The organism is Campylobacter jejuni (assembly GCF_049221745.1).
Taxonomy (GTDB): domain Bacteria; phylum Campylobacterota; class Campylobacteria; order Campylobacterales; family Campylobacteraceae; genus Campylobacter_D; species Campylobacter_D jejuni_E.
In genome coordinates, this window is the sequence record NZ_JBMJAO010000004.1 from 62,745 (window position 1) to 83,914 (window position 21,170).

Annotated in this window: 18 protein-coding genes, 6 tRNA genes and 1 pseudogene; all 25 read right to left on the minus strand. The window is 33.4% G+C overall.

Annotated elements, in window-relative coordinates:
- Positions 1-9 precede the first annotated feature (9 nt).
- The 25 genes and pseudogenes from trpC to ACOTU8_RS04675 all read right to left on the minus strand — a co-directional run bounded on the left by trpC (position 10) and on the right by ACOTU8_RS04675 (position 21,169).
- Positions 10-786, minus strand: coding sequence for an indole-3-glycerol phosphate synthase TrpC (gene trpC, locus ACOTU8_RS04555; RefSeq protein WP_422341983.1), 777 nt, complete (start codon positions 784-786; stop codon positions 10-12).
- Positions 783-2,060, minus strand: a complete 1,278-nt coding sequence (locus tag ACOTU8_RS04560) for a tetratricopeptide repeat protein (RefSeq protein WP_422341984.1) — start codon at positions 2,058-2,060, stop codon at positions 783-785. The genes trpC and ACOTU8_RS04560 overlap by 4 nt, the downstream gene beginning before the upstream one ends.
- Positions 2,033-2,407, minus strand: coding sequence for a YkgJ family cysteine cluster protein (locus ACOTU8_RS04565; RefSeq protein ID WP_422341985.1), 375 nt, complete (start codon positions 2,405-2,407; stop codon positions 2,033-2,035). The genes ACOTU8_RS04560 and ACOTU8_RS04565 overlap by 28 nt, the downstream gene beginning before the upstream one ends.
- Positions 2,397-3,098 carry a tRNA1(Val) (adenine(37)-N6)-methyltransferase gene (locus ACOTU8_RS04570; RefSeq protein WP_422341986.1) on the minus strand — a complete coding sequence of 234 codons (702 nt, stop codon included), beginning with the start codon at positions 3,096-3,098 and terminating at the stop codon, positions 2,397-2,399. Before ACOTU8_RS04570 ends, ACOTU8_RS04565 begins: the two co-directional genes overlap by 11 nt.
- A 7-nt stretch (positions 3,099-3,105) precedes the next feature.
- Positions 3,106-3,252, minus strand: a complete 147-nt coding sequence (locus ACOTU8_RS04575) for a hypothetical protein (RefSeq protein ID WP_422341987.1) — start codon at positions 3,250-3,252, stop codon at positions 3,106-3,108.
- A gap of 16 nt (positions 3,253-3,268) precedes the next feature.
- A tRNA-Arg gene (locus ACOTU8_RS04580) sits at positions 3,269-3,345 on the minus strand.
- A gap of 28 nt (positions 3,346-3,373) precedes the next feature.
- The gene (gene fusA / locus ACOTU8_RS04585) at positions 3,374-5,449 is read right to left on the minus strand and encodes an elongation factor G (RefSeq protein ID WP_422341988.1); all 2,076 of its coding nucleotides are present in this window, start codon (positions 5,447-5,449) and stop codon (positions 3,374-3,376) included.
- A gap of 12 nt (positions 5,450-5,461) precedes the next feature.
- Positions 5,462-5,932 (minus strand): 30S ribosomal protein S7, encoded by a 471-nt coding sequence (rpsG, locus tag ACOTU8_RS04590; protein WP_002779471.1) that lies wholly within the window; start codon positions 5,930-5,932, stop codon positions 5,462-5,464.
- Between the two features lie 69 nt (positions 5,933-6,001).
- On the minus strand, positions 6,002-6,388 hold the full coding sequence (gene rpsL, locus ACOTU8_RS04595; protein WP_240694338.1) for a 30S ribosomal protein S12: 387 nt from the start codon (positions 6,386-6,388) through the stop codon (positions 6,002-6,004).
- A 121-nt stretch (positions 6,389-6,509) separates the two neighbouring features.
- On the minus strand, positions 6,510-11,063 hold the full coding sequence (gene rpoC, locus ACOTU8_RS04600) for a DNA-directed RNA polymerase subunit beta' (RefSeq protein ID WP_422341989.1): 4,554 nt from the start codon (positions 11,061-11,063) through the stop codon (positions 6,510-6,512).
- Positions 11,056-15,192 carry a DNA-directed RNA polymerase subunit beta gene (gene rpoB, locus ACOTU8_RS04605; protein WP_422341990.1) on the minus strand — a complete coding sequence of 1,379 codons (4,137 nt, stop codon included), beginning with the start codon at positions 15,190-15,192 and terminating at the stop codon, positions 11,056-11,058. The genes rpoC and rpoB overlap by 8 nt, the downstream gene beginning before the upstream one ends.
- 108 nt (positions 15,193-15,300) lie before the next feature.
- Positions 15,301-15,678 (minus strand): 50S ribosomal protein L7/L12, encoded by a 378-nt coding sequence (gene rplL, locus ACOTU8_RS04610; RefSeq protein WP_422341991.1) that lies wholly within the window; start codon positions 15,676-15,678, stop codon positions 15,301-15,303.
- A 20-nt stretch (positions 15,679-15,698) separates the two neighbouring features.
- A complete protein-coding gene (gene rplJ / locus ACOTU8_RS04615; RefSeq protein WP_422341992.1) occupies positions 15,699-16,178 on the minus strand; it encodes a 50S ribosomal protein L10 in 480 nt (159 codons plus the stop codon).
- A 151-nt stretch (positions 16,179-16,329) separates the two neighbouring features.
- Positions 16,330-17,031 (minus strand): 50S ribosomal protein L1, encoded by a 702-nt coding sequence (gene rplA, locus ACOTU8_RS04620; protein WP_186985621.1) that lies wholly within the window; start codon positions 17,029-17,031, stop codon positions 16,330-16,332.
- A 54-nt stretch (positions 17,032-17,085) separates the two neighbouring features.
- Positions 17,086-17,511: a 50S ribosomal protein L11 gene (gene rplK, locus ACOTU8_RS04625; protein WP_422341993.1), complete on the minus strand. Its 426-nt coding sequence runs from the start codon at positions 17,509-17,511 to the stop codon at positions 17,086-17,088.
- A 24-nt stretch (positions 17,512-17,535) separates the two neighbouring features.
- Positions 17,536-18,069 (minus strand): transcription termination/antitermination protein NusG, encoded by a 534-nt coding sequence (gene nusG / locus ACOTU8_RS04630; RefSeq protein WP_002851098.1) that lies wholly within the window; start codon positions 18,067-18,069, stop codon positions 17,536-17,538.
- A 9-nt stretch (positions 18,070-18,078) separates the two neighbouring features.
- A complete protein-coding gene (gene secE / locus ACOTU8_RS04635) occupies positions 18,079-18,258 on the minus strand; it encodes a preprotein translocase subunit SecE (RefSeq protein ID WP_422341994.1) in 180 nt (59 codons plus the stop codon).
- 18 nt (positions 18,259-18,276) lie between these two features.
- Positions 18,277-18,352, minus strand: a tRNA-Trp gene (locus tag ACOTU8_RS04640).
- Positions 18,353-18,364: 12 nt separating this feature from the next.
- Positions 18,365-18,523: a 50S ribosomal protein L33 gene (gene rpmG / locus ACOTU8_RS04645; protein WP_002793551.1), complete on the minus strand. Its 159-nt coding sequence runs from the start codon at positions 18,521-18,523 to the stop codon at positions 18,365-18,367.
- Positions 18,524-18,575: 52 nt separating this feature from the next.
- Positions 18,576-19,775 carry an elongation factor Tu gene (tuf, locus tag ACOTU8_RS04650; RefSeq protein ID WP_002855271.1) on the minus strand — a complete coding sequence of 400 codons (1,200 nt, stop codon included), beginning with the start codon at positions 19,773-19,775 and terminating at the stop codon, positions 18,576-18,578.
- A gap of 69 nt (positions 19,776-19,844) precedes the next feature.
- Positions 19,845-19,919, minus strand: a tRNA-Thr gene (locus tag ACOTU8_RS04655).
- Between the two features lie 104 nt (positions 19,920-20,023).
- Positions 20,024-20,100 (minus strand) — tRNA-Gly (locus ACOTU8_RS04660).
- Between the two features lie 6 nt (positions 20,101-20,106).
- Positions 20,107-20,192, minus strand: a tRNA-Tyr gene (locus tag ACOTU8_RS04665).
- Positions 20,193-20,241: 49 nt separating this feature from the next.
- A tRNA-Thr gene (locus ACOTU8_RS04670) sits at positions 20,242-20,317 on the minus strand.
- Between the two features lie 91 nt (positions 20,318-20,408).
- Positions 20,409-21,169, minus strand: a pseudogene (locus tag ACOTU8_RS04675) (amino acid ABC transporter ATP-binding protein).
- Position 21,170 lies beyond the last annotated feature (1 nt).

The following is a 21,170-nucleotide window of genomic DNA, read 5'->3' on the forward strand; positions in this document are numbered from 1 at the left end:
TTTCCCTCCTTAAAGCAAAGCTTTTAAAGCCTTCCCTTCATCTTCCTCACGCATAAAATATTCGCCGATTAAAAAAGCATCAACGCCTAAATTTTGTAAATGCTCTAAAAATTCTTTATTTTCTAAACCACTTTCTGCGATGATGATTTTTGAATTTGGGATTTGTGGAATAAGTTTTTCGCACAAACTTATATCCATAGTAAAATCCTCTAAATTGCGGTGATTAATACCAATGATATCCGCTCCAGCAAAAATAGCTTTACTCAAATCCTCTTTATCATGGATTTCAACCAAAGCCTCAAGACCTAAATGTCTTGTAAACTCAAGCAGTTTTTTAAGCTCTTTCATGCTTAGCATTTTAGCGATTAACAATACAAAATCCGCCCCATAAACCAAAGCTTCTAAAATTTGATACTCGTCAAAAATAAAATCTTTTCTAAGCAAAGGAATTTGCGTATAACGGCGTATAAGACTTAAGTATTCTAAAGAACCTTTAAAAAAGTGTGGTTCAGTTAAAACAGAAATCGCTACTGCTTTGTTTTTTTCATAATTTAAAGCAATACTCAAAGGATCAAAGTCTTCTCTAATAACTCCTTTACTAGGACTTGCTTTTTTTACTTCTGCTATGATTTTAACTTCTTTTTCTACTCTTTTTAAAGCCTTAATCACATCTTTTGGAAAGAAAGGGTTTGAAGCTAAAGAACGTCCTAGCATATCATAAGGAAGTTTTAATTTGCGTTCTTTTAGATCTTCTTTTGTTTTTTTAAAAATTTTATCCAATATCATGGTTTTATACATGCCTTTATCGCTTTTATATGAGCTTTGCTCTCATCAGAATTTGTAAATTCTTTATCATCTAATGTTTGTTTTAAAATTTCCCATGCTTGCTTACAATCGCCTAGTTTATAATACCCCCAGGCTAAAGAATCTAAATAATACAAATTCTGTGGATCTTTTTCTAAGGCAAGTTTCACAAGCTCTATACCTTTTTTAACGTCCAAATCATAATCTATAAGCAAATATCCATAGTAGTTTAAATACAAAGCATTGCTATCTTTATTGATAGCTTGTTCGAATTTTTCTTTCACAGAACCAATTACTTTTGGAGTGATTTTTTTAGCTTCATTTGCAGCTTCAAATTCAAAAACTGCCGATCGCAGAAGATATTCTTTATTTTTTGTTTTATTATAAAGCGTTAAACTTATTTTCTTAGCATCATCAAAGCGTTTTAAATTCTGATACAAAGCGAGTTTAATATCATCATCTAAATCATACTGCAAAGAAATTTTTAAAGCTTCTTCTGTTTTACCTTGAGAATTTAAAAGATCAATTAAAGCTAATGCAAAGCTTTTATTCTTTGTAAGCTGATAAAGCTCTTTATATACACTTTTTAAGGCTTCGATATTTTTTTCATCAAAATAAATTCTAGCAAGCAAGGCGCAAGTTTTAAGAGTACAACCATTGGTTTTTCTTGAAAATTCTAAAACATTTTTAATATTTAAAGTATCATTTAAAATCGCATAAATTCCTATGAGTTTAAATAAAATTTCTTCATTTTGTACTTGATTATAAGCAGATCTATAGTACTTTGTGGCATTTTTTAAATCATTTTTTTTAACCAAAATATCACCATAAAGCTCTAAATTTCTAGGATCGCTATCTTTTTTTGTTAAAAGCTCTTTCATAAGTTTTTGAGCATTGTTGATATCATTTGAATTTAAAGCATAAAGAGCACTAAGTCGCTTAAGATTGTCATTTTGATTTAAATAAGGCTTTACTAGATTATTTAACTCCGCTTGCCTGTCAAGATTGTTTGCTAAAGTAAGTAAAAATGCATTTTCTAAAAAATTAGTATTATTATAGTCTTGATAAAGATTTAAAAATTCATCTCTGGCTTCTTTGTATTGTTTATAATACTCATAATTATAAGCCTTCATAACCCTTAAATCAAAATCATTGCTTTTATATTTTGTATAATCAGGATAAACAACATTGATTTTTGAACTTCCACAAGCTGCTAAAGAAAAAGCCACTAAGACAAATAACAAATTCCTATACATTCTTTTTTTAGTTCCTTTTGATGTGTTTTAAAATATTCCCAAAATGGAAAAGTTCTACATTGTTTTGGGCGAAAATCATAGATACTACAATTTCTTTTTTGAGTATCAAAAAAAATACAAGCGAAACCATCTTCAAATTCAACTTCTTTAAAGCTCATTTTAAAACCCACTTTTTTCAAGTATTTTTCGGTAAATTCTTTACTTTCTAAATTTAAATACCTTCTTAATGCTTCTAATTCTTCCTTGCTCACAAAAATATTACCACTTTCTCCAATACAACACTTTCCACCACATTTCTCGCAAGCATTTTCATCAAAAGCATAAGAAAAATTCTTATCAAATATCATAACTTTTTAACCTAAATCTTAAGTGAATTTCTTGCATTTGTCTGCTTAAAAATTCATTTTCATATACAAAAAAAGGAGGTAAAATCTCACAAGGTGATTTTGCACCTTTTTTCACCTGTATTAAAATAAGTCTTGCTTTCTTATTTTGATGCGTATGAACAAAACAAAGTTTTATTATTTTCATTTTCATATCTTTTAAAATAGAACAAATCTCATCTAAAGCTAAAGCCTCATAGCAAAAATACAAAGTGCCATTTGATTTTAGTATAGAATTTATTTTAACTAAAAAGCTATTTAAAGGTAAAAATTCTTGAAATTTACTCATATTTTTATGTTTATCTTTGCTTTTATAAGCTCCTTGTCTATAAAATGGAGGATTACAAACTATAAAATCAAATTTTTGAGTACTTTCAAATTGACTAAAATCACCATAAAAAATGTTAGCTTGTATTTGATTGGTTTTTAAATTTTTTTCAATCAATTCTATATTTTCTTTTTGAATATCAATCAAAGATAAATTTAAATTTATAACATTTTTTTTAAGTAAAATACCTATAATACCGCAACCTGCACCCACATCAAGAATATTACCTTTGACACCTTGTTTTAAAACAAAGTCAGCCAAAATTAAAGAATCACTATTATAACGATATCCTTGGGATAATTGTGCTAAAATAATCAAATCTGACATAATCTTTTTAATGAGTTGGAATTTTAATACGTTTTAGGGGTTGTTCTTTAAATATATTTTGTTCTTTTGTTATATTATCTTCTTTAAAACCTATAGAATTTTTTGCTATTAAAAAAGAAATTACAAAAGCTACAAAAAAAATAATTTTTATCATAATAACATTCATAACATGGTGTCCACGGCGAGATTCGAACTCACGGCCTCAAAATTAGGAATTTTGCGCTCTATCCTGCTGAGCTACGAGGACAGAAAGCGGGAAAAATCCCGCTAAAAATTTAACCGTTTCTTTTTTTGATGATTTCATCTGCAACATTTTTAGGAACTTCATCATAGTGATCAAATTCCATAGAATAAGTCGCACGACCTTGAGTTTGACTTCTAAGATCAGTTGAATAACCAAACATTTCAGCCAAAGGACAAAATGCTGTGATAATTTTATTTCCTCCACGCTCATCCATGCTATTTACTTGACCACGGCGTTTATTAAGATCACCAATAACATCACCCATGTAATCTTCAGGAGTTTCTACTTCAACTTTCATCATAGGCTCTAAGATTACAGCACCTGCTTTTCTAGCACCTTCTTTAAAGCCCATAGAAGCAGCAAGTTTAAATGCCATCTCAGATGAATCCACTTCGTGATAACTTCCATCATAAACAGTTACTTTAACATCCTCTACAGGATAACCTGCCAAAACACCATTTTGTAATGCTTCTTGAACACCTTTATCAACTGCAGGAATATATTCTTTTGGAATTACCCCACCTTTGATATCATTAACAAATTCATATCCACTACCTGGCTCAAGCGGTTCAAGACGTAAGAATACATGTCCATACTGACCACGACCACCTGATTGTTTAGCGTATTTGTATTCTTGTTCAACAGTTTTTCTAATAGTTTCACGATAAGCAACTTGTGGTTGACCTACTTCAGCTTCAACTTTAAATTCACGAAGCATTCTATCAACGATAATTTCAAGGTGCAACTCACCCATACCTGAAATGATAGTTTGACCACTTTCTTCATCTGTAGAAACTCTAAAACTTGGATCTTCTTGTGCTAATTTATTTAAAGCAATAGACATTTTTTCTTGATCAGCTTTAGTTTTTGGCTCAACTGCAACAGAAATAACTGGATCTGGGAAATCCATTCTTTCAAGGATTACCTTATCTTTTTCACTTGCAAGAGTATCCCCTGTTAAAGTATCTTTAAGTCCTACAACGGCACCAATTTCGCCTGCGTAAAGCACTTTAATCTCTTCTCTTTTGTTAGAGTGCATTTTTAACAAACGACCAATTCTTTCTTTTTTATCTTTAGTTGAGTTATAAGCATAAGAACCGCTCTCTAAACAACCGCGATAAACACGTACGAAAGTAAGTTGTCCTACAAATGGATCTGTCATGATTTTAAATGCAAGTCCTGCAAACTCACCATCATCAGTTGATTTTACAGAAACTTCTGTGCCATCTTCATATTCACCCTTGATATTTGCCACTTCATCAGGAGCTGGTAAATAAGCCACAACAGCATCAAGTAAAGGTTGAATCCCTTTATTTTTAAACGCTGTACCGCAAAGCATAGGAACGATAGAAAGACTTAAACATCCTGCTTTAATCCCTGTTTTAATCTCTTCAAGGCTTAATTCTTCTCCGCCTAAATATTTTTCCATCAACTCATCTGAAGTTTCAGAAACTGCTTCTATCATTTTTGTACGATATTCTTCTGCCTTTTCTTTAAGTTCAGCTGGAATTTCTTTTTCTACATAATCAGTTGGCTTAGTATCATCTTCCCAAACTAAAGCTTTCATAGTTACAAGATCGATTACGCCTTTAAAATTATCTTCAGCGCCAATTGGAATTTGAAGTGGAACTGGATTAGCTTTTAAACGGTTGCGAATTTGTTCTTCTACATTGTAAAAATTTGCACCGATTCTGTCCATTTTGTTTACAAATACTATTCTTGGAACACCGTATTTATTGGCTTGTCTCCAAACTGTTTCACTTTGAGGTTGCACCCCACCCACTGAACAAAATACCGCAACAGCACCATCAAGAACACGCATAGATCTTTCAACTTCGATTGTAAAATCCACGTGGCCTGGAGTGTCAATAAGATTGATTTGATGGTCTTTCCAAAAACAAGTTGTAGCCGCAGAAGTGATAGTAATCCCACGCTCTTTCTCTTGTTCCATCCAGTCCATAGTTGCAGCACCATCATGAACTTCACCGATTTTATGACTCATGCCTGTAAAAAAAAGAATTCTTTCAGATGTAGTTGTTTTACCCGCATCGATGTGAGCAGCAATACCTATATTTCTAACTTTTTTTAAAGGAGTACTTCTTGACATACACACTCCTTCTTACCAACGATAGTGAGCAAATGCTTTATTTGCTTCAGCCATTTTATAAGTATCTTCTTTCTTCTTAAATGAAGCACCTTTGCTATTAGCAGCATCTAAAAGCTCAGCCGCAAGTTTATCAATCATAGTTCTTTCACTTCTTTTTCTTGCAAAAGAAATAATCCAACGAATCGCCAAAGCTTGTTGTCTAGCAGGGCGAACTTCTACTGGAACTTGATAGGTTGCACCACCTACACGACGAGATTTCACTTCTAATAAAGGCTTAATATTTTCAATCGCATCATTAAAAATATCAATACCTTTTTTCTCGCCACCTTTTTTATCAATAGCCTCCAAAGCACCATACATAATTGTTGTAGCTGTGCTTTTTTTACCATCATACATTAAAGAATTAATAAATTTTGTGATTACTTTATTACCATAAATCGGATCAGGCAAGACTTCTCTTACCGGAGCTTTTCTTCTTCTCATTATTTTTCCTTCAAATTTTAAATTTTACTCAAACAAAATCAAATCTAACGGATTTGTCTGTATGAATGATTATTTTGTAGCGCCTGCTTTAGGGCGTTTAGCACCGTATTTAGAACGAGAAACTGTTCTTTTTGCAACACCTGCTGTATCAAGAGCACCACGAACGATGTGATATTTAACCCCTGGTAAGTCTTTTACCCTACCACCACGCACTAAAACAATGCTGTGTTCCTGTAAGTTATGACCTTCACCGCCAATATAGCTGATCACTTCAAAGCCACTAGTAAGTCTTACTTTGGCAACTTTTCTTAACGCTGAGTTTGGCTTTTTAGGTGTTGTAGTATAAACCCTAGTACAAACTCCCCTTCTTTGTGGACAATTTTTAAGCGCTGGAGATTTAGATTTTTCTAAAACTTTTTTGCGCTCTTTTCTAACCAATTGATTTATGGTAGGCACAATAATTCCTTTCTTTAAAAATGTAATAAACTTTGGATGATATCTAATTTTTGCTTATATTTTAGTTAAAAAATATTTAAATGAGGAAATATAGCCCTAAAAAAGGGCTATTAATAAAAAGTTATTCTTGTTCTTTAAGTTTTAAATTTTGTTCACCATAAAGCCCTGTTCCAACAGGTATCATTCTACCTAGAATAACATTTTCTTTTAAATCTTCTAAGTAGTCAAATTTACCTGCTATACTTGCTTCGGTTAAAACTTTAGTAGTTTCTTGGAATGAAGCCGCAGAAATCACACTATCGCTTCCAATCGCTGCTCTTGTTACACCTAAAAGCACAGGCTCAGCAATAGCAGGTTCTCCACCCATTCTAATAATTCTTTCATTTTCTTCACGGAATTTACGTCTTGAAACCAAATCACCCTCGATAAATTTCGTATGTCCACTATCTACAACTTTTACTTGTCTTAGCATTTGAGAAACGATAACTTCTATATGTTTATCAGAAATCACAACACCTTGTCCGCGATAAACTTGTTGGATTTCAGAAATCAAATAATAATGCAAGGCTTTTTCACCTAAAATTTTAAGCACATCATGACTTGAAACGACACCATCTGTAAGTTTTTCACCCGCATGAATAAACTCTCCATCTCTTACTTGAATATGTTTTGATTTGTCGATTAAATATTCTGCACTTGTACCATCTTCTGCTTGGATAATAATTCTTTCTTTAGAACGCAAAGGTTTATCAAAACGAACTACACCATCAATTTCTGCAATAACAGCGGCATTTTTTGGCTTTCTTGCTTCAAAAAGCTCAGAAACTCTTGGAAGACCCCCTGTAATATCTTTTGATTTAGCTGCAGCTTTTGGAGTTTTTGCTAAAATATCTGCTTGGGCGATTTTATCACCATCATGAACAAAAATAACAGTTTTTGGTTCAAGCTGATAACGCACAGCCTTATCACCTTTTCCTGCAATTACCAAAGTTGGTCTAACTCCACTTGGCAAATACTCATTAATTACTAAAGAACGCTTACCTGTAGCTTCATCAATTTGCTCATCAGCACTATAACCTGCTTCAATATCTTCAAAGCTTACAACACCATCAATTTCTGCAATGATAGTATTATTATAAGCATCCCATTCTGCAATCACTTTTCTTTCTTTTTTAGGAGCACTTGCAATGATAGCATTTGCATCATCGATTTTTTCACTATCGTTAAATTCTATCTTAGATTCTCTTGGGATATAGTGTCTTTTTGCTTCTCTACCATTTTCATCAGCAATCACCACAAAGAATCCTTTTTCTTTAACAATATCGCCTTTTTTAACATTTTTTACTCTATCTAAACCATCGCCTTTAAGGATATAAAATTTAAGCGTTCCTTTTTCGCCTGCTTTGATATTTTGAACTACAGGCTCACCATCTTCTACTAAAATTTCACTTGCAAAAGGAATACGATTTGGTACATTCCAACCCTCTTTAATCACTTCTACGATACTTTCATTTTCTTCTACTTGCATACCGCTTTGATATGGCAAATAAAGCTTTCCATCTATACTACCACTTACACCCGCTAATTCATTTGGCTTAGCAAGATCGTATTTTCTTAGTATGTATTTTACTTCTTGCTTTTTATCTTTAATAGAAACAATCACATCTTCATGAATATTTTCTATATTAATCACACCTTTAAATGGAGTTTTGATTTTTGGCTCCACAAGTAAAATCGCCGCATTTCTACGATTTGCTACGATATTTTTACCTTCTTTGTTTTTATAAGTTTTAAGATTATAAAATCTTATAAAGCCTTCTTTTTGTACGCTTACTTGTCTATCTTGCAAATCCGTACTTGCAGTTCCCCCGCTGTGGAAAGTTCTTAGAGTTAGCTGTGTTCCTGGTTCGCCGATAGATTGAGCAGAAATAATTCCTACTGCTTCACCTGGTTTTACTAATTTACCTTCGCCAAGATTAATACCATAACATTTTGCACAAATTCCTTTTTTAGCTTTGCAGGTAATAGGAGTGCGGATATTGACACTTTTTATACCACTTTCACCAAGAATTTTTGCTTTTTCCTCATCCATTAAAGTGCCTTCTGCAAAAAGCACAGAATTTGTAATAGGATCAATCACATCCTCAGCTAAAACCCTGCCTAAAATTCTTTCTTCTAAAGTTTCTATAATAGAACTATCTGCGGTAATTTCATTGATTTCAACACCCTCATGCGTTCCACAATCCTCAATAGTGATTTTTACATTTTGTGCAACATCAATAAGTTTTCTTGTCAAATAACCCGCGTTTGCTGTTTTAAGAGCGGTATCTGCAAGACCTTTTCTAGCACCGTGAGTTGAAATAAAGTATTCAAGAACATTTAGTCCTTCACGGAAATTTGAAATAATAGGCGTTTCGATAATAGAACCATCAGGTTTAGTCATAAGTCCTCTCATCGCAGCAAGCTGAGAAATTTGAGCCGCACTACCCCTAGCACCAGAATCTGCCATCATATAAATAGAGTTAAAACCTTCTTTATCTTTTTCTACAAGTTTCATCATCTCTTTTGAAAGTACATTATTTGTACTTTTCCAAATATCAATGATTTTATTGTATCTTTCCCCTGAAGTAATCAAACCGAGATTATAAGAATTTTGAATTTCTCTTACTTGTTTTTTTGCTTCATCGATAACTTTTTGCTTGTCATTAGGAACAATAATATCTGCAATCGAAATTGAAATACCTGCTTTAGTTGCATACTCAAAACCTAAATTTTTAAGTCTATCCAAGAAACTTGCTGTAATCTCTAAACCACCTTGTTTATAAACATAATCCACAAGCGCAGCAATGTCTTTTTTCTTTAAGACTTTATTCCAACTATTTTCAGGTACAAAATCAGGTAAAATAGACTTAATAATTAATCTTCCTGCTGTAGTGGTAATCTTTCTACCATCTACCATAGTCTGTATGCTCGCATGGATATCTAAACACTTGCTTTCAAGTGCCATCATCACTTCATCAATGCCTATGCAAATTTTATGCGAACCTTTAGCACCTGCTTTTTCCAATGAAAGATAATAAATTCCTAAAACCATATCTTGCGATGGAACAGTTACAGACTTACCACTTGCTGGCAAAAGAATATTCATTGATGAAAGCATAAGTACTTTACATTCTGCAATAGCCTCTTGAGAAAGCGGTACATGCACTGCCATTTGATCCCCATCAAAGTCCGCGTTAAATGCTGCACAAACTAAAGGATGAAGTTGTATAGCCTTACCTTCCACTAAAACAGGATGAAAAGCTTGAATAGAAAGTTTATGCAAAGTAGGTGCACGGTTTAGCATAACAGGATGCCCTTTTACTACCTCTTCTAAACACTCCCAAACTTCATTGGTTTTATTTTCTATCATTTTTTTAGCTTGTTTTACTGTGGTTGCATAACCTTTTTCTTCAAGTTTAGCTAAAAGATGTGGTTTGAAAAGCTCTAAAGCCATTTTTTTAGGCAAACCACATTGATCCATTTTAAGTTTTGGACCCACAACAATAACACTACGACCTGAGAAATCCACCCTCTTACCTAGTAGATTTTGTCTAAAACGTCCTTGTTTCCCTTTAATAATTTCACTTAAAGATTTCAATGGGCGTTTATTTGCTCCCTTTACAGCATTAGCACGACGACCGTTGTCAAAAAGCGCATCAACAGCCTCTTGAAGCATTCTTTTTTCATTTCTGATAATGATTTCAGGCGCATCAAGTTCCATAAGTTTTTTAAGACGTGTATTTCTATTGATAACACGACGATATAAGTCATTCACATCAGAAACTGCAAATTTCCCACCATCTAAAGCCACTAAAGGACGCAAATCTGGCGGTAAAACTGGAAGATTTGTAATCATCATCCATTCAGGACGATTTGGTACGGCTTCATCACTATTGGTATTGGCGTTTAAATTTGAATTTAAGAAATTTTCTACAACTTTTAAGCGTTTAATGATGGTTTTTTTCTTAGCCTCTGAATTTGTAGCCGCCATTTCTTCTTTAAGCTGATTTAAAAGTGCTACGAGATCTAAATTTGCAAGTAAATCACGAACAACTTCTCCACCCATTCTTGCTTTAAAGCCACTATTTTCATAGCGTTGCATTAAATTTTGATATTGCTCTTCGTTTAAAACATCACAATATTCTACTTTTTTAGTGCTTTCATTATCATAGAAAGCATCGCCTGGATTTTCAACGATATAAGCTTCATAATAAAGCACACGCTCAAGATCTTTCATCTTAACACCCAAAAGCGTTCCTATACGACTTGGAAGAGAATTAACATACCAAATATGAGCCACAGGAGTTACAAGCTCTATATGTCCCATTCTAGAACGACGCACTTTTGAATTTGCTACTTCAACACCACATTTTTCACACTTAACGCCTTTAAAACGCATTTTTTTATACTTACCACAAAGACATTCATAATCTCTTATAGGTCCAAAAATCTTTGCACAAAAAAGCCCATCTCTTTCAGGCTTTAAGGTTCTATAATTGATAGTTTCTGGTTTTTTTACTTCTCCATAAGACCATGATTTGATTTTTTCAGGACTTGCAAGTCTTAGTTGAAACGCTTCAAAATCCCTAGGTCTTGCATCTTCTTTAATTTCTATTACTTTAAATTTACTCATTATCTTCATCCTTATCAAAAATCTCAACATCTAAAGCAAGAGATTTAAGCTCATTGGTTAATACAAAAAATGTTTCAGGAATTCCTGTTGCTGGAACATTTTCACCTTTTGTTAATGCCTTATAAGCACTAAATCTACCTTCTACATCATCTGATTTTATGGTAAGCATTTCTCTTAAAGTGTGAGCCGCCCCATAAGCTTCAAGTGCCCAAACTTCCATTTCTCCAAATCTTTGACCTCCAAAGAGTGCTTTACCACCCACAGGTTGTTGAGTAACCAAACTATAAGGTCCTGTACTTCTTGCGTGAACTTTCTCATCAACTAAGTGGTGAAGTTTTAGCATATACATACATCCTACATGAACACGCTCTGCAATTTTTTCACCTGTGCGTCCATCATAAAGTTCTGTTTTGCCGTCCATATCTATCTTGGCCATTTCAAAAAGCTTGCTAAATTCTTCTATATTTACACCTTCAAAAACAGGAGTGGCAAATTTAACTCCTTTACTCCAGTCTCTAGCATAGTTTAAAAGCTCTTCATCACTTAAACTTTTAATAAATTCTTTTTCGCTTGCAAGTCTTGGAATAGAGCAAATTTCAAGCATTTTTGCTCTTAATTCTTTAAGAAAATCTTTTTGCTTTCTATCAAAAATTTCTTGAATCTGATCTCCGAGTCTAAGTCCAATTAAACCCAAATGGCTTTCTAAAATTTGGCCTATATTCATACGACTTGGAACGCCAAGTGGATTAAGCGCAATATCCACGCTTTTACCATTTGGCAAATAAGGCATATCTACTTCAGGAACTATAGTTGAAACTATACCTTTATTTCCATGGCGCCCTGCCATTTTATCACCGACTTTAAGCTTTCTTTTTGTAGCGATATAAACTTTAACAAGCTTAATTACCCCACTTGGTAAAATATCATCTTTTTCTAAAATTTCAAGCTTTTCATCATGCTCTGCTTTTAATTTTTTCTTCTCATTCTGGAAATGATTTTTTAAATCATCGTATTCTTTTTGAATCTCTTTAGAATAAGCTTTAATCAAAGTTGTTAAAGCAAAGCGATTGATTTTTTCAAGTTCACTAATATCTGCGGTTTGTCCTTTTTTATAATTTTTATCTCCAATTTTTTGATCACTATTTAAAGGGGCTTTGGAAAGAAGAGCACAAACACGAAGCATTTCTTCTCTATCCATCATCAAAAGTCTATCATGATGTTCTTTTTCTAAAGCCATTTTTTCTTTATCATAAGATTTTATTGCACGTTCATCTTTCTCATAGCCTTTTTTAGTGAAAATTTTAACATCCACAACAACACCCTCTAAAGAAGCAGTTGCATAAAGGGATTTATTCACGACATGTCCTGCTTTTTCTCCAAAAATCGCTCTCAAAAGCCTTTCTTCAGGAGTTGGCTTGACTTCACCTTTTGGAGAAACCTTACCCACTAAAATCATACCTGGTTTAATATGGGTACCAATTTTTGCAATACCGCTCTCATCAAGATGTGCAACATCCTCTTCTTTTACATTTGGAATATCTTTGGTAATTTCTTCTATACCGTCTTTTAATTCCCTTGCTTCAATTTCTTTTTCATAAATGTGCACGCTTGTAAAGGTATCTTCACGAATAATTCTCTCACTTACAACTATAGCATCCTCATAGTTATAACCATTCCAAGGCATAAAAGCGATTAAAGCATTTTTACCTATAGCAAGTTCGCCTTGATCCATAGAAGGACCATCTGCGATAATTTGTCCTGCTTTTACTATATCACCTTTTTTAACAATAGGATGTTGAATATAATTTGTATTTTGATTGGTTCTTAAATTTTTCTCCATAGTGTAATGGTCAATAAATGGACCTTTATCATCTTCACCTAAAATGAAAATGCTTTTATTATCCACTTTCTCAACCACGCCGCCACGCTTTGCTTTAACAGCTTCCCAAGCATCACGTGCAACAATTTGTTCCATACCTGTTCCTACTATCGGAGCTGAAGCAGTAAGAAGTGGCACAGCTTGACGTTGCATGTTTGAACCCATTAGTGCTCTGTTTGCATCATCGTGCTCTAAAAACGGAATCAAAGAAGCTGCAACCCCAACAACCATGCCTGAACAAAGATCAATTAATTGCACTTCTTCGCGTCTTGCAAGTATAGTTTCACCGTCTTGTCTAGCCTCAACAAATTCTTCTACTATATTGCCTTTAGCATCAATCTTAGTTGAAGCTGGCGCAATAAACAAGCCTTCTTCTTGTGTCGCTGTAAGATAAACGACTTCATTAGTCACTTTACCATTTACAACTTTTCTATATGGTGCTTCAACAAAGCCAAGTTCATTTACTTTTGCATAAGTAGAAAGAGTATTAATCAAACCAATGTTTTGACCTTCAGGTGTTTCAACTGGGCAAATTCTACCATAATGTGTCGCGTGAACATCACGCACTTCAAAACCTGCTCTTTCTTTTACAAGTCCACCTTCACCAAGCGCTGATAAACGACGCTTATGAGTAACCTCGCTTAAAGGATTGGTTTGATCCATAAATTGCGAAAGCTGACCTCCTGTAAAAAATTCAATGATAGTTGTAGTAATCATTTTAGGATTGATTAAATCATAAGGCATTACTTTATCAAGATCCGCATTTAAAGAAGTAAATTTATCTCTGATCGCCTTTTGCATTTTTGCAAGACCTAAATGAAGTTCATTGGCTAAAAGCTCACCTATAGAACGAATACGACGATTTCCTAAATGATCTCTATCATCAATGTGTCCTTTGCCATTTTTTACTTTAATTAAATATTTTGCAGTTTTAATAATATCTTCATTAGTCAAAACAGTAACATACTCAGGTACTTCAAGACCTAACTTATGGTTCATTTTCATACGTCCCACCTTGGTAAGATCGTATCTTTCAGGATTGAAAAATAAATCATTTACAAAAGCCTTCGCTGCATCTTTTACCACAGGTTCACCTGGACGCATAACTTTGTAAATTCTAATCGCAGCTAAATCATTTTCATCATCTATATTTTCACTTTGTTTAAGAAGTTTTAGAGTTTCTCCATCTTGAGCAAAGGAGTTAATAATCGCTGCATCAACACCATTAGCCAAGTCATTTGCTATATCAAAACTTTTTTGCTCTTTAATCTTAGCAAGCTTACTCTCATCTAATAAAGTTAAAGAATCAAATAAAACCTCTCCACTTTCTTTATCAATAATAGGATTTGCCAAATAACGATTAAGTAAAATTTCTACAGGATATTCTATCCATTTTAAGCCGTCTTTAATAAGCTGTTCTGCTTTTTTCTTTGCAAGTCTTTTTCCAGCTTGATGAACGATTTTTCCTTTTTCATCTTTAATATCATATTCTATTCTATCCATAAAATCATTTGGATTAAATTCTGTTAAAAATTTATCTTTTTTCACATGTATAGTCTGAATAGGATAAAACAACTTAATAATATCTTGTTTTTTATACCCTAAAGCCCTAAAAAGCATAGTTACAGGAACTTTTCTACGCTTATTGATTCTTACATACAAAACATCTTTGGCATCGTATTCAAAATAAAGCCACGAACCACGATCAGGAATAATTTGTGCTGTATAAACAAGCTTATTTGCAACCGTTGAACTTTCTTCTTCTTTAAAAATAACACCAGGACTTCTATGTAATTGATTTACAACCACCCTCTCAACCCCATTAATGATAAAAGATACACGATCTGTCATTAAAGGGATTTCGCGAATATAAATTTCTTGTTCTTTAATATCTTTTACGCCAACTTTTTCCCCTGTTTTTTCATCTTTTTCATGCAGAGTAAGACGGATTTTCATTTTTAAATTTACAGAATAAGTCAAACCTCTTTCCATGCATTCACGAATGGTATATTTTGGCTTGCCTATTTCACTACTAACATATTCAAGACTCAATCTATTTTGCGGATCATGAATAGGAAAAATTGATTTAAAAACTTTTTCTATACCACTTTCACCATTATCAAGATTTAAAAAATAATCAAAACTCTTTTTTTGTAATTGTAGAAGATTTGGGATTTCTATTTGTTTTGAAATGTTTGAGAAGTCTACTCTTAAACGATTTCCTAATTTATTATCTAACATATCGCACATACCTCATGGTAAATTTTGTAAATTTAAAAAAGAAGACCTAAAAATTAGGTAAAAATAAAAAAAGAAGACTTGCCTTGGCAAATCTTCTTCTAACTTTAAAGCTTAAAATTACTTAAGTTCTACTTTAGCACCAGCTTCTTCAAGTTGTTTTTTAGCTTCCTCAGCTTCAGATTTAGCCACACCCTCTTTTAGAGTTGAAGGAGTTTGCTCAACTGCATCTTTTGCTTCTTTAAGACCAAGGCCTGTAAGAGCACGAACGATTTTAATAACTTCAATCTTTTTAGCACCGCCATCAGTTAAAACGATATCAAATTCAGTTTTTTCTTCAGCAGCTGCTGCAGCACCACCAGCTGCAGCACCACCAGCTACCATTACAGGAGCAGCAGACACACCAAATTTTTCTTCAAATTCTTTTACAAGTTCTGATAACTCAAGAACACTTAAATTTGAAATATATTCTAATACATCTTCTTTAGAAATTGCCATTTTTTATCCTTTTATTTAATTTATTCAGATTCTTTTTTATTTTTAAGCGCATTTAAACCTATTGTGAAATTGGTAATTGGCGCATTCCAAACTTGCAAAAGCATAGCAAGCAACTCATTGCGTGAAGGCATTTTAGCAAGAGCTTTAACCTTAGCAACATCTGCAACTTCGCCTTCAATATGAGCTGTTTTGATTTCAAATTTATCGTTATTTTCTTCAAATTTTGCAGCTACTTTTGAAACACTTAGCTGATCTTCGCCCCAAAGATAAATATTTGTATCTTTAAGAACTAGACCTGCTTTACCGGAATTGTTAAGAGCAATGTTAGCCAAAGTATTTTTAACAATTTGAACTTTTACATTGTTTTCTCTTGCATTATTTCTAAGCTCTTCTAGTTTTTTTGTGCTAAGACCTCTGTAATTACAAACTACAATAGCTTCGCTAGCTTTAAAACCTTCTTCAAGTTTAGCAATAATCTCAACTTTTTCGCTTCTAGTCACATTTTCTCCTTTCCGATTGAGATTTCAAGTAGAGTGGAAATCCAATTAAGCTTACGCCTCGACTATCTTCAATCTAAAATAAACATCTCAAAAAATCAAAAATTTTTTCAAATGTTTATTTTAAAACAAAAGAGTTGCAAAAAGGCAACTCTTATTTCATATCAAGCAATTCTTGTGTTTCAAGCTTTACAGAAGGGCTCATTGTCAAAGATAAAGCCGCATTTTTAATATATCTACCTTTAGCTGCGGCGGGTTTGTGTTTGTTAATTGCCTTTACAAAAGTGCTAACATTGTCCCATAATTGTTCTTTGGAAAAGCTTACTTTACCAAGACCTGCATGGATATTTCCTTGCTTATCAACACGGAAATTTACTTGACCACTTTTTGCATTATTAACTGCTTGAGCAACATCCATAGTCACTGTTCCAGTTTTAGGATTTGGCATTAAACCTTTTGGCCCTAAAATTCTACCAACTTTACCAACAAGTCCCATTAAATTTGGAGTAGCAATCAAAACATCAAAATTCATATTACCTTTTTGAATTTCTTCTACTAAATCATCACTACCCACAATATCTGCACCAGCATTTTTCGCTTCATCAGCTTTTGCGTCTTTTGCAATTACAGCAACGCGAACTTTTTTACCTGTTCCAGCAGGTAAAACAACAGATCCTCTTACCATTTGATCTGCATGTCTTGGATCAACATTAAGTTTTAAAGCAATTTCTACAGTCTCATCAAATTTAGCAGACTTTAAAGTCTTTATTGTATCAATTGCATCGCTTAAAGTATACTCTTTATTTGAATCAATTTTTTGTGATAATTCTTTTAATCTTTTTGCTATCTTAGCCATTTATTTTCTCCGCATTTTAAAGTGCTACCGCCTTTTACCTTGGCGGTGAAAGGATTAACCTACGATTTCAACACCCATAGAACGAGCTGAACCTGCAATAATTTTAGCAGCTTGATCTCTATCTTTAGTATTTAAATCTGCAATTTTCTTATCCACTATTTCTAAAACTTGAGCACGAGTTAACTTGCCCACCTTATTTTTAAGTGGATTATCCGTACCTTTAGAAATTCCAGCTGCTTTTTTGATCAAATCCGTAGCTGGCGGCTGTTTTGTAATAAAAGTAAAACTTTTATCTGCATAAACAGTGATAACAACAGGGATATTAAAACCTGCCATATCTTTTGTTCTTTCATTAAAAGCCTTACAAAACTCCATAATATTAACACCTTGCTGACCTAAAGCAGGACCAACAGGTGGTGATGGGTTTGCTTTTGTGGCAGCAATTTGCAATTTAATTTCGCCTACGACTTTTTTAGCCATAACAAATCTCCTTACTTGTATAAATTAAATTATTTTCTCAACTTGAGAATATAAGATCTCCACTGGAGTTGAGCGTCCAAAAATAGAAACATTTAATTTTAATAAACCACGAACCATGTCATACTCTTCTACAATTGCAGTAAAGTTTGCAAATGGCCCTTCTGTGATCCTCACATTTTCCCCTTCTTCAAAAGAAATCTTTGGTTTAGGCGCTGCACGATTGTGAACTTTTTCCAAAATCAAATTAATATCTTTTTCTGTTAAAGGGGTTGGCTTTTTGGATTCTCCAATAAAACGACCAACCTTTGGAAGAGATTGAATGCGATGCCAAAGCTCTGTATTTAAATCAAGAAGTGCAAAAACATATCCTGAATACAAACTTCTTTCGCTAATCTTCTCCTTTCCATTTTTAAATTCAATAACATCTTCAGTTGGAACAACAATTTCTTTAAGTTGTTCTTCAATTCCGTTATCTTTTACTAAATTTTCAATGGCTCTTTTAACTGCCATTTCACTACCAGCATAAGTTTGAATTGCATACCATTTATGAGTACTCATTTACTCTCCTTATACGATCGCAGAAACAACAGAGGACATAAGCCAATCCACTAACGCCAAAAACAAAGAAATCACCGCAACAACCGCAAAAACTGTAATATAGGCATTTCTTACCTGTTCTTTTAAAGGAAAAATTACTTTCCTTAATTCGGCTTTTGATAATTTAAAATAAGTTATTAATTTTTCCATTTATTTAAACCTTAATTATGGCAGGGCAAGAGGGATTCGAACCCCCAACCATCGGATTTGGAATCCGGCGCTCTACCGTTGGAGCTATTGCCCTAAGGGCGCAAGCTTAACTTTTTAGCTTAACTTCTTTGTGAAGTGTATGTTTTTTTAATCTTGGGCAATATTTTTTTAATTCTAATTTTTCAGTAGTATTTTTACTATTTTTATAGGTGCTATAATTAATATCACCACATTCTTCACACTTTAAACCAACTTTAATTCTCATTTCAATTTTCCTTAAAAAATTAAAGCCAAGCTTTTAACTTGGCTTTATTAAATTATTTAATAATTTTAGAAACAACACCTGAACCGACAGTTTTACCACCTTCACGAATAGCAAAACGAGTGCCTTCTTCAAGTGCTACTGGAGCGATTAAACTTACAGTAATTCTTACATTTTCTCCAGGCATAACCATTTCAACACCATCAGCTAATTTAATTGAACCTGTTACATCAGTTGTTCTTACATAAAACTGTGGTCTATAATTATTAAAGAATGGAGTATGTCTACCACCTTCATCTTTATTCAAGATATAAACTTCAGCTTCAAAGTCTGTATGCGGAGTAATTGATTTTGGTTTAGCAAGAACCATACCACGAATAACTTCTTCTTTTTTAGTTCCACGAAGAAGAACGCCTACATTATCCCCAGCTTCACCTTGATCCATTTCTTTTCTAAACATTTCAACACCTGTTACAGTTGTTGTTTGAGTATCTTTGATACCAACAATTTCAATAGTATCACCTACTTTTACAACGCCTTTTTCAATTCTACCTGTAACAACAGTACCACGACCTGAAATTGAGAAAACGTCTTCAATTGGCATCAAGAAGTCTTTTTCAGTATCACGAGTTGGAGTTGGGATATAACTATCAACTGCAGCCATAAGATCCATAATTTTTGCTGACCATTCACCATCTTGTCCAGCTTTAGCTTCTTCAAGAGCCTTTAAAGCAGAACCAGAAATAATAGGTGTATCATCACCTGGAAAATCATAAGAGCTTAATAATTCTCTAATTTCCATTTCAACTAACTCTAAAAGTTCAGCATCATCAACCATATCTGCTTTATTCATAAAAACAACAATATATGGAACGCCTACTTGACGAGAAAGAAGAATGTGCTCTCTAGTTTGTGGCATAGGACCATCTGCAGCAGAAACAACCAAGATCGCTCCATCCATTTGTGCAGCACCTGTAATCATGTTTTTAACATAATCTGCGTGACCTGGGCAGTCAACGTGTGCATAGTGACGATTATCTGTTTCATATTCAATATGAGAAGTAGCAATAGTAATACCACGCTCTTTTTCTTCTGGAGCATTATCGATATTATCATAATCTTTAAGCTCTGCTAAACCTCTTCTAGAAAGAACAGCAGAAATAGCAGCTGTTAAAGTAGTTTTACCATGGTCAACGTGACCAATAGTACCAATATTTACGTGTGGCTTATTACGTGAAAATTTTTCTTTAGCCATTTTTTTTCCTCCGTATAAAAAATAAATTGAGCAAAGCAAGTCTTATATCTATATAATTTTTTCAATTCATGGAGCTCATAGCGGGAATTGAACCCGCGACCTCTCCCTTACCAAGGGAGTGCTCTACCTCTGAGCCATACGAGCGCTCAGAAAAATTATACACAATAATAGACAACAAAAACTCTTAAATGGGATATATACTGTAAGTTAAAGGTTTTAAAATACAGCTCCCAGTTCTTTTAAATTATTGGAGCGGGAAACGGGACTCGAACCCGCGACCCTCAGCTTGGAAGGCTGATGCTCTAGCCAACTGAGCTACTCCCGCAAAGCATGGTGGTGAGTCGTGGATTCGAACCACGGAAGGCGAAAGCCAGCAGATTTACAGTCTGCCCTCGTTGGCCACTTGAGTAACTCACCATAAAAATATTGCTTTTTCAATATTCTGGTCAAACACTGCTAAAATAAATGGAGCTGGTTAAGGGACTTGAACCCCCGACCTGCTGCTTACAAGGCAGCTGCTCTACCAACTGAGCTAAACCAGCAAAAATAAAAGTAAGATTATAACTCAAAAAAAAATTTTTGTCAAGACTTTTTTAGTTTTTCTATAAAATTTTAGTTTTGTAAAATTTATTATCATAAACCAATATTATTTTTATCTATTTATGATAATCAAACAAATTTAAAAATTTCTTTGCTCTTTCGCTTTTTGGATTTTCAAAAAAACTTTTAGGATCATTTTTTTCGATAATTTTTCCTTCATCCATAAAAATAATTTTATCTGCTACAGCCTTTGCAAAACCCATTTCATGAGTAACAATAAGCATAGTCATACCCTCTTTTGCAAGATTTAACATCACTTCTAAAACTTCTCTAACAATCTCAGGATCCAGTGCTGCTGTAACTTCATCAAAAAGCATTAACTCAGGATTCATACACAAACTTCTTACTATAGCAATTCTTTGTTTTTGTCCTCCGCTAAGCTCTCTTGGATAAGCATGAATTTTATGCAAAAGCCCCACCTTTTCAAGCCAAATTTTAGCCTCTTTTAAGACCTCATCTTTTTTTCTTTTTTGCACTTTCATGGGTCCTAAAAGTATATTTTCTTCAACACTTAAATGCTCAAAAAGTTCATAAGATTGAAAAACCATGCCAACTTTTTGACGCATTCTTGGCCATTCTTTAAAATCTTTATCTATTTTCTCATTATCAATATAAATATTACCACTTGCAATCTCTTCAAGCCCATTAATACAACGCAAAAGTGTAGATTTTCCACATCCGCTAGGACCTAAAATCACCATAACTTCTTTGGCTTTAACTTCTAAATTAATATCTTTTAAAGCATGGTGTGAACCATAATACTTTTGTAAATTTTCTATTTTTAGTAGACTCATT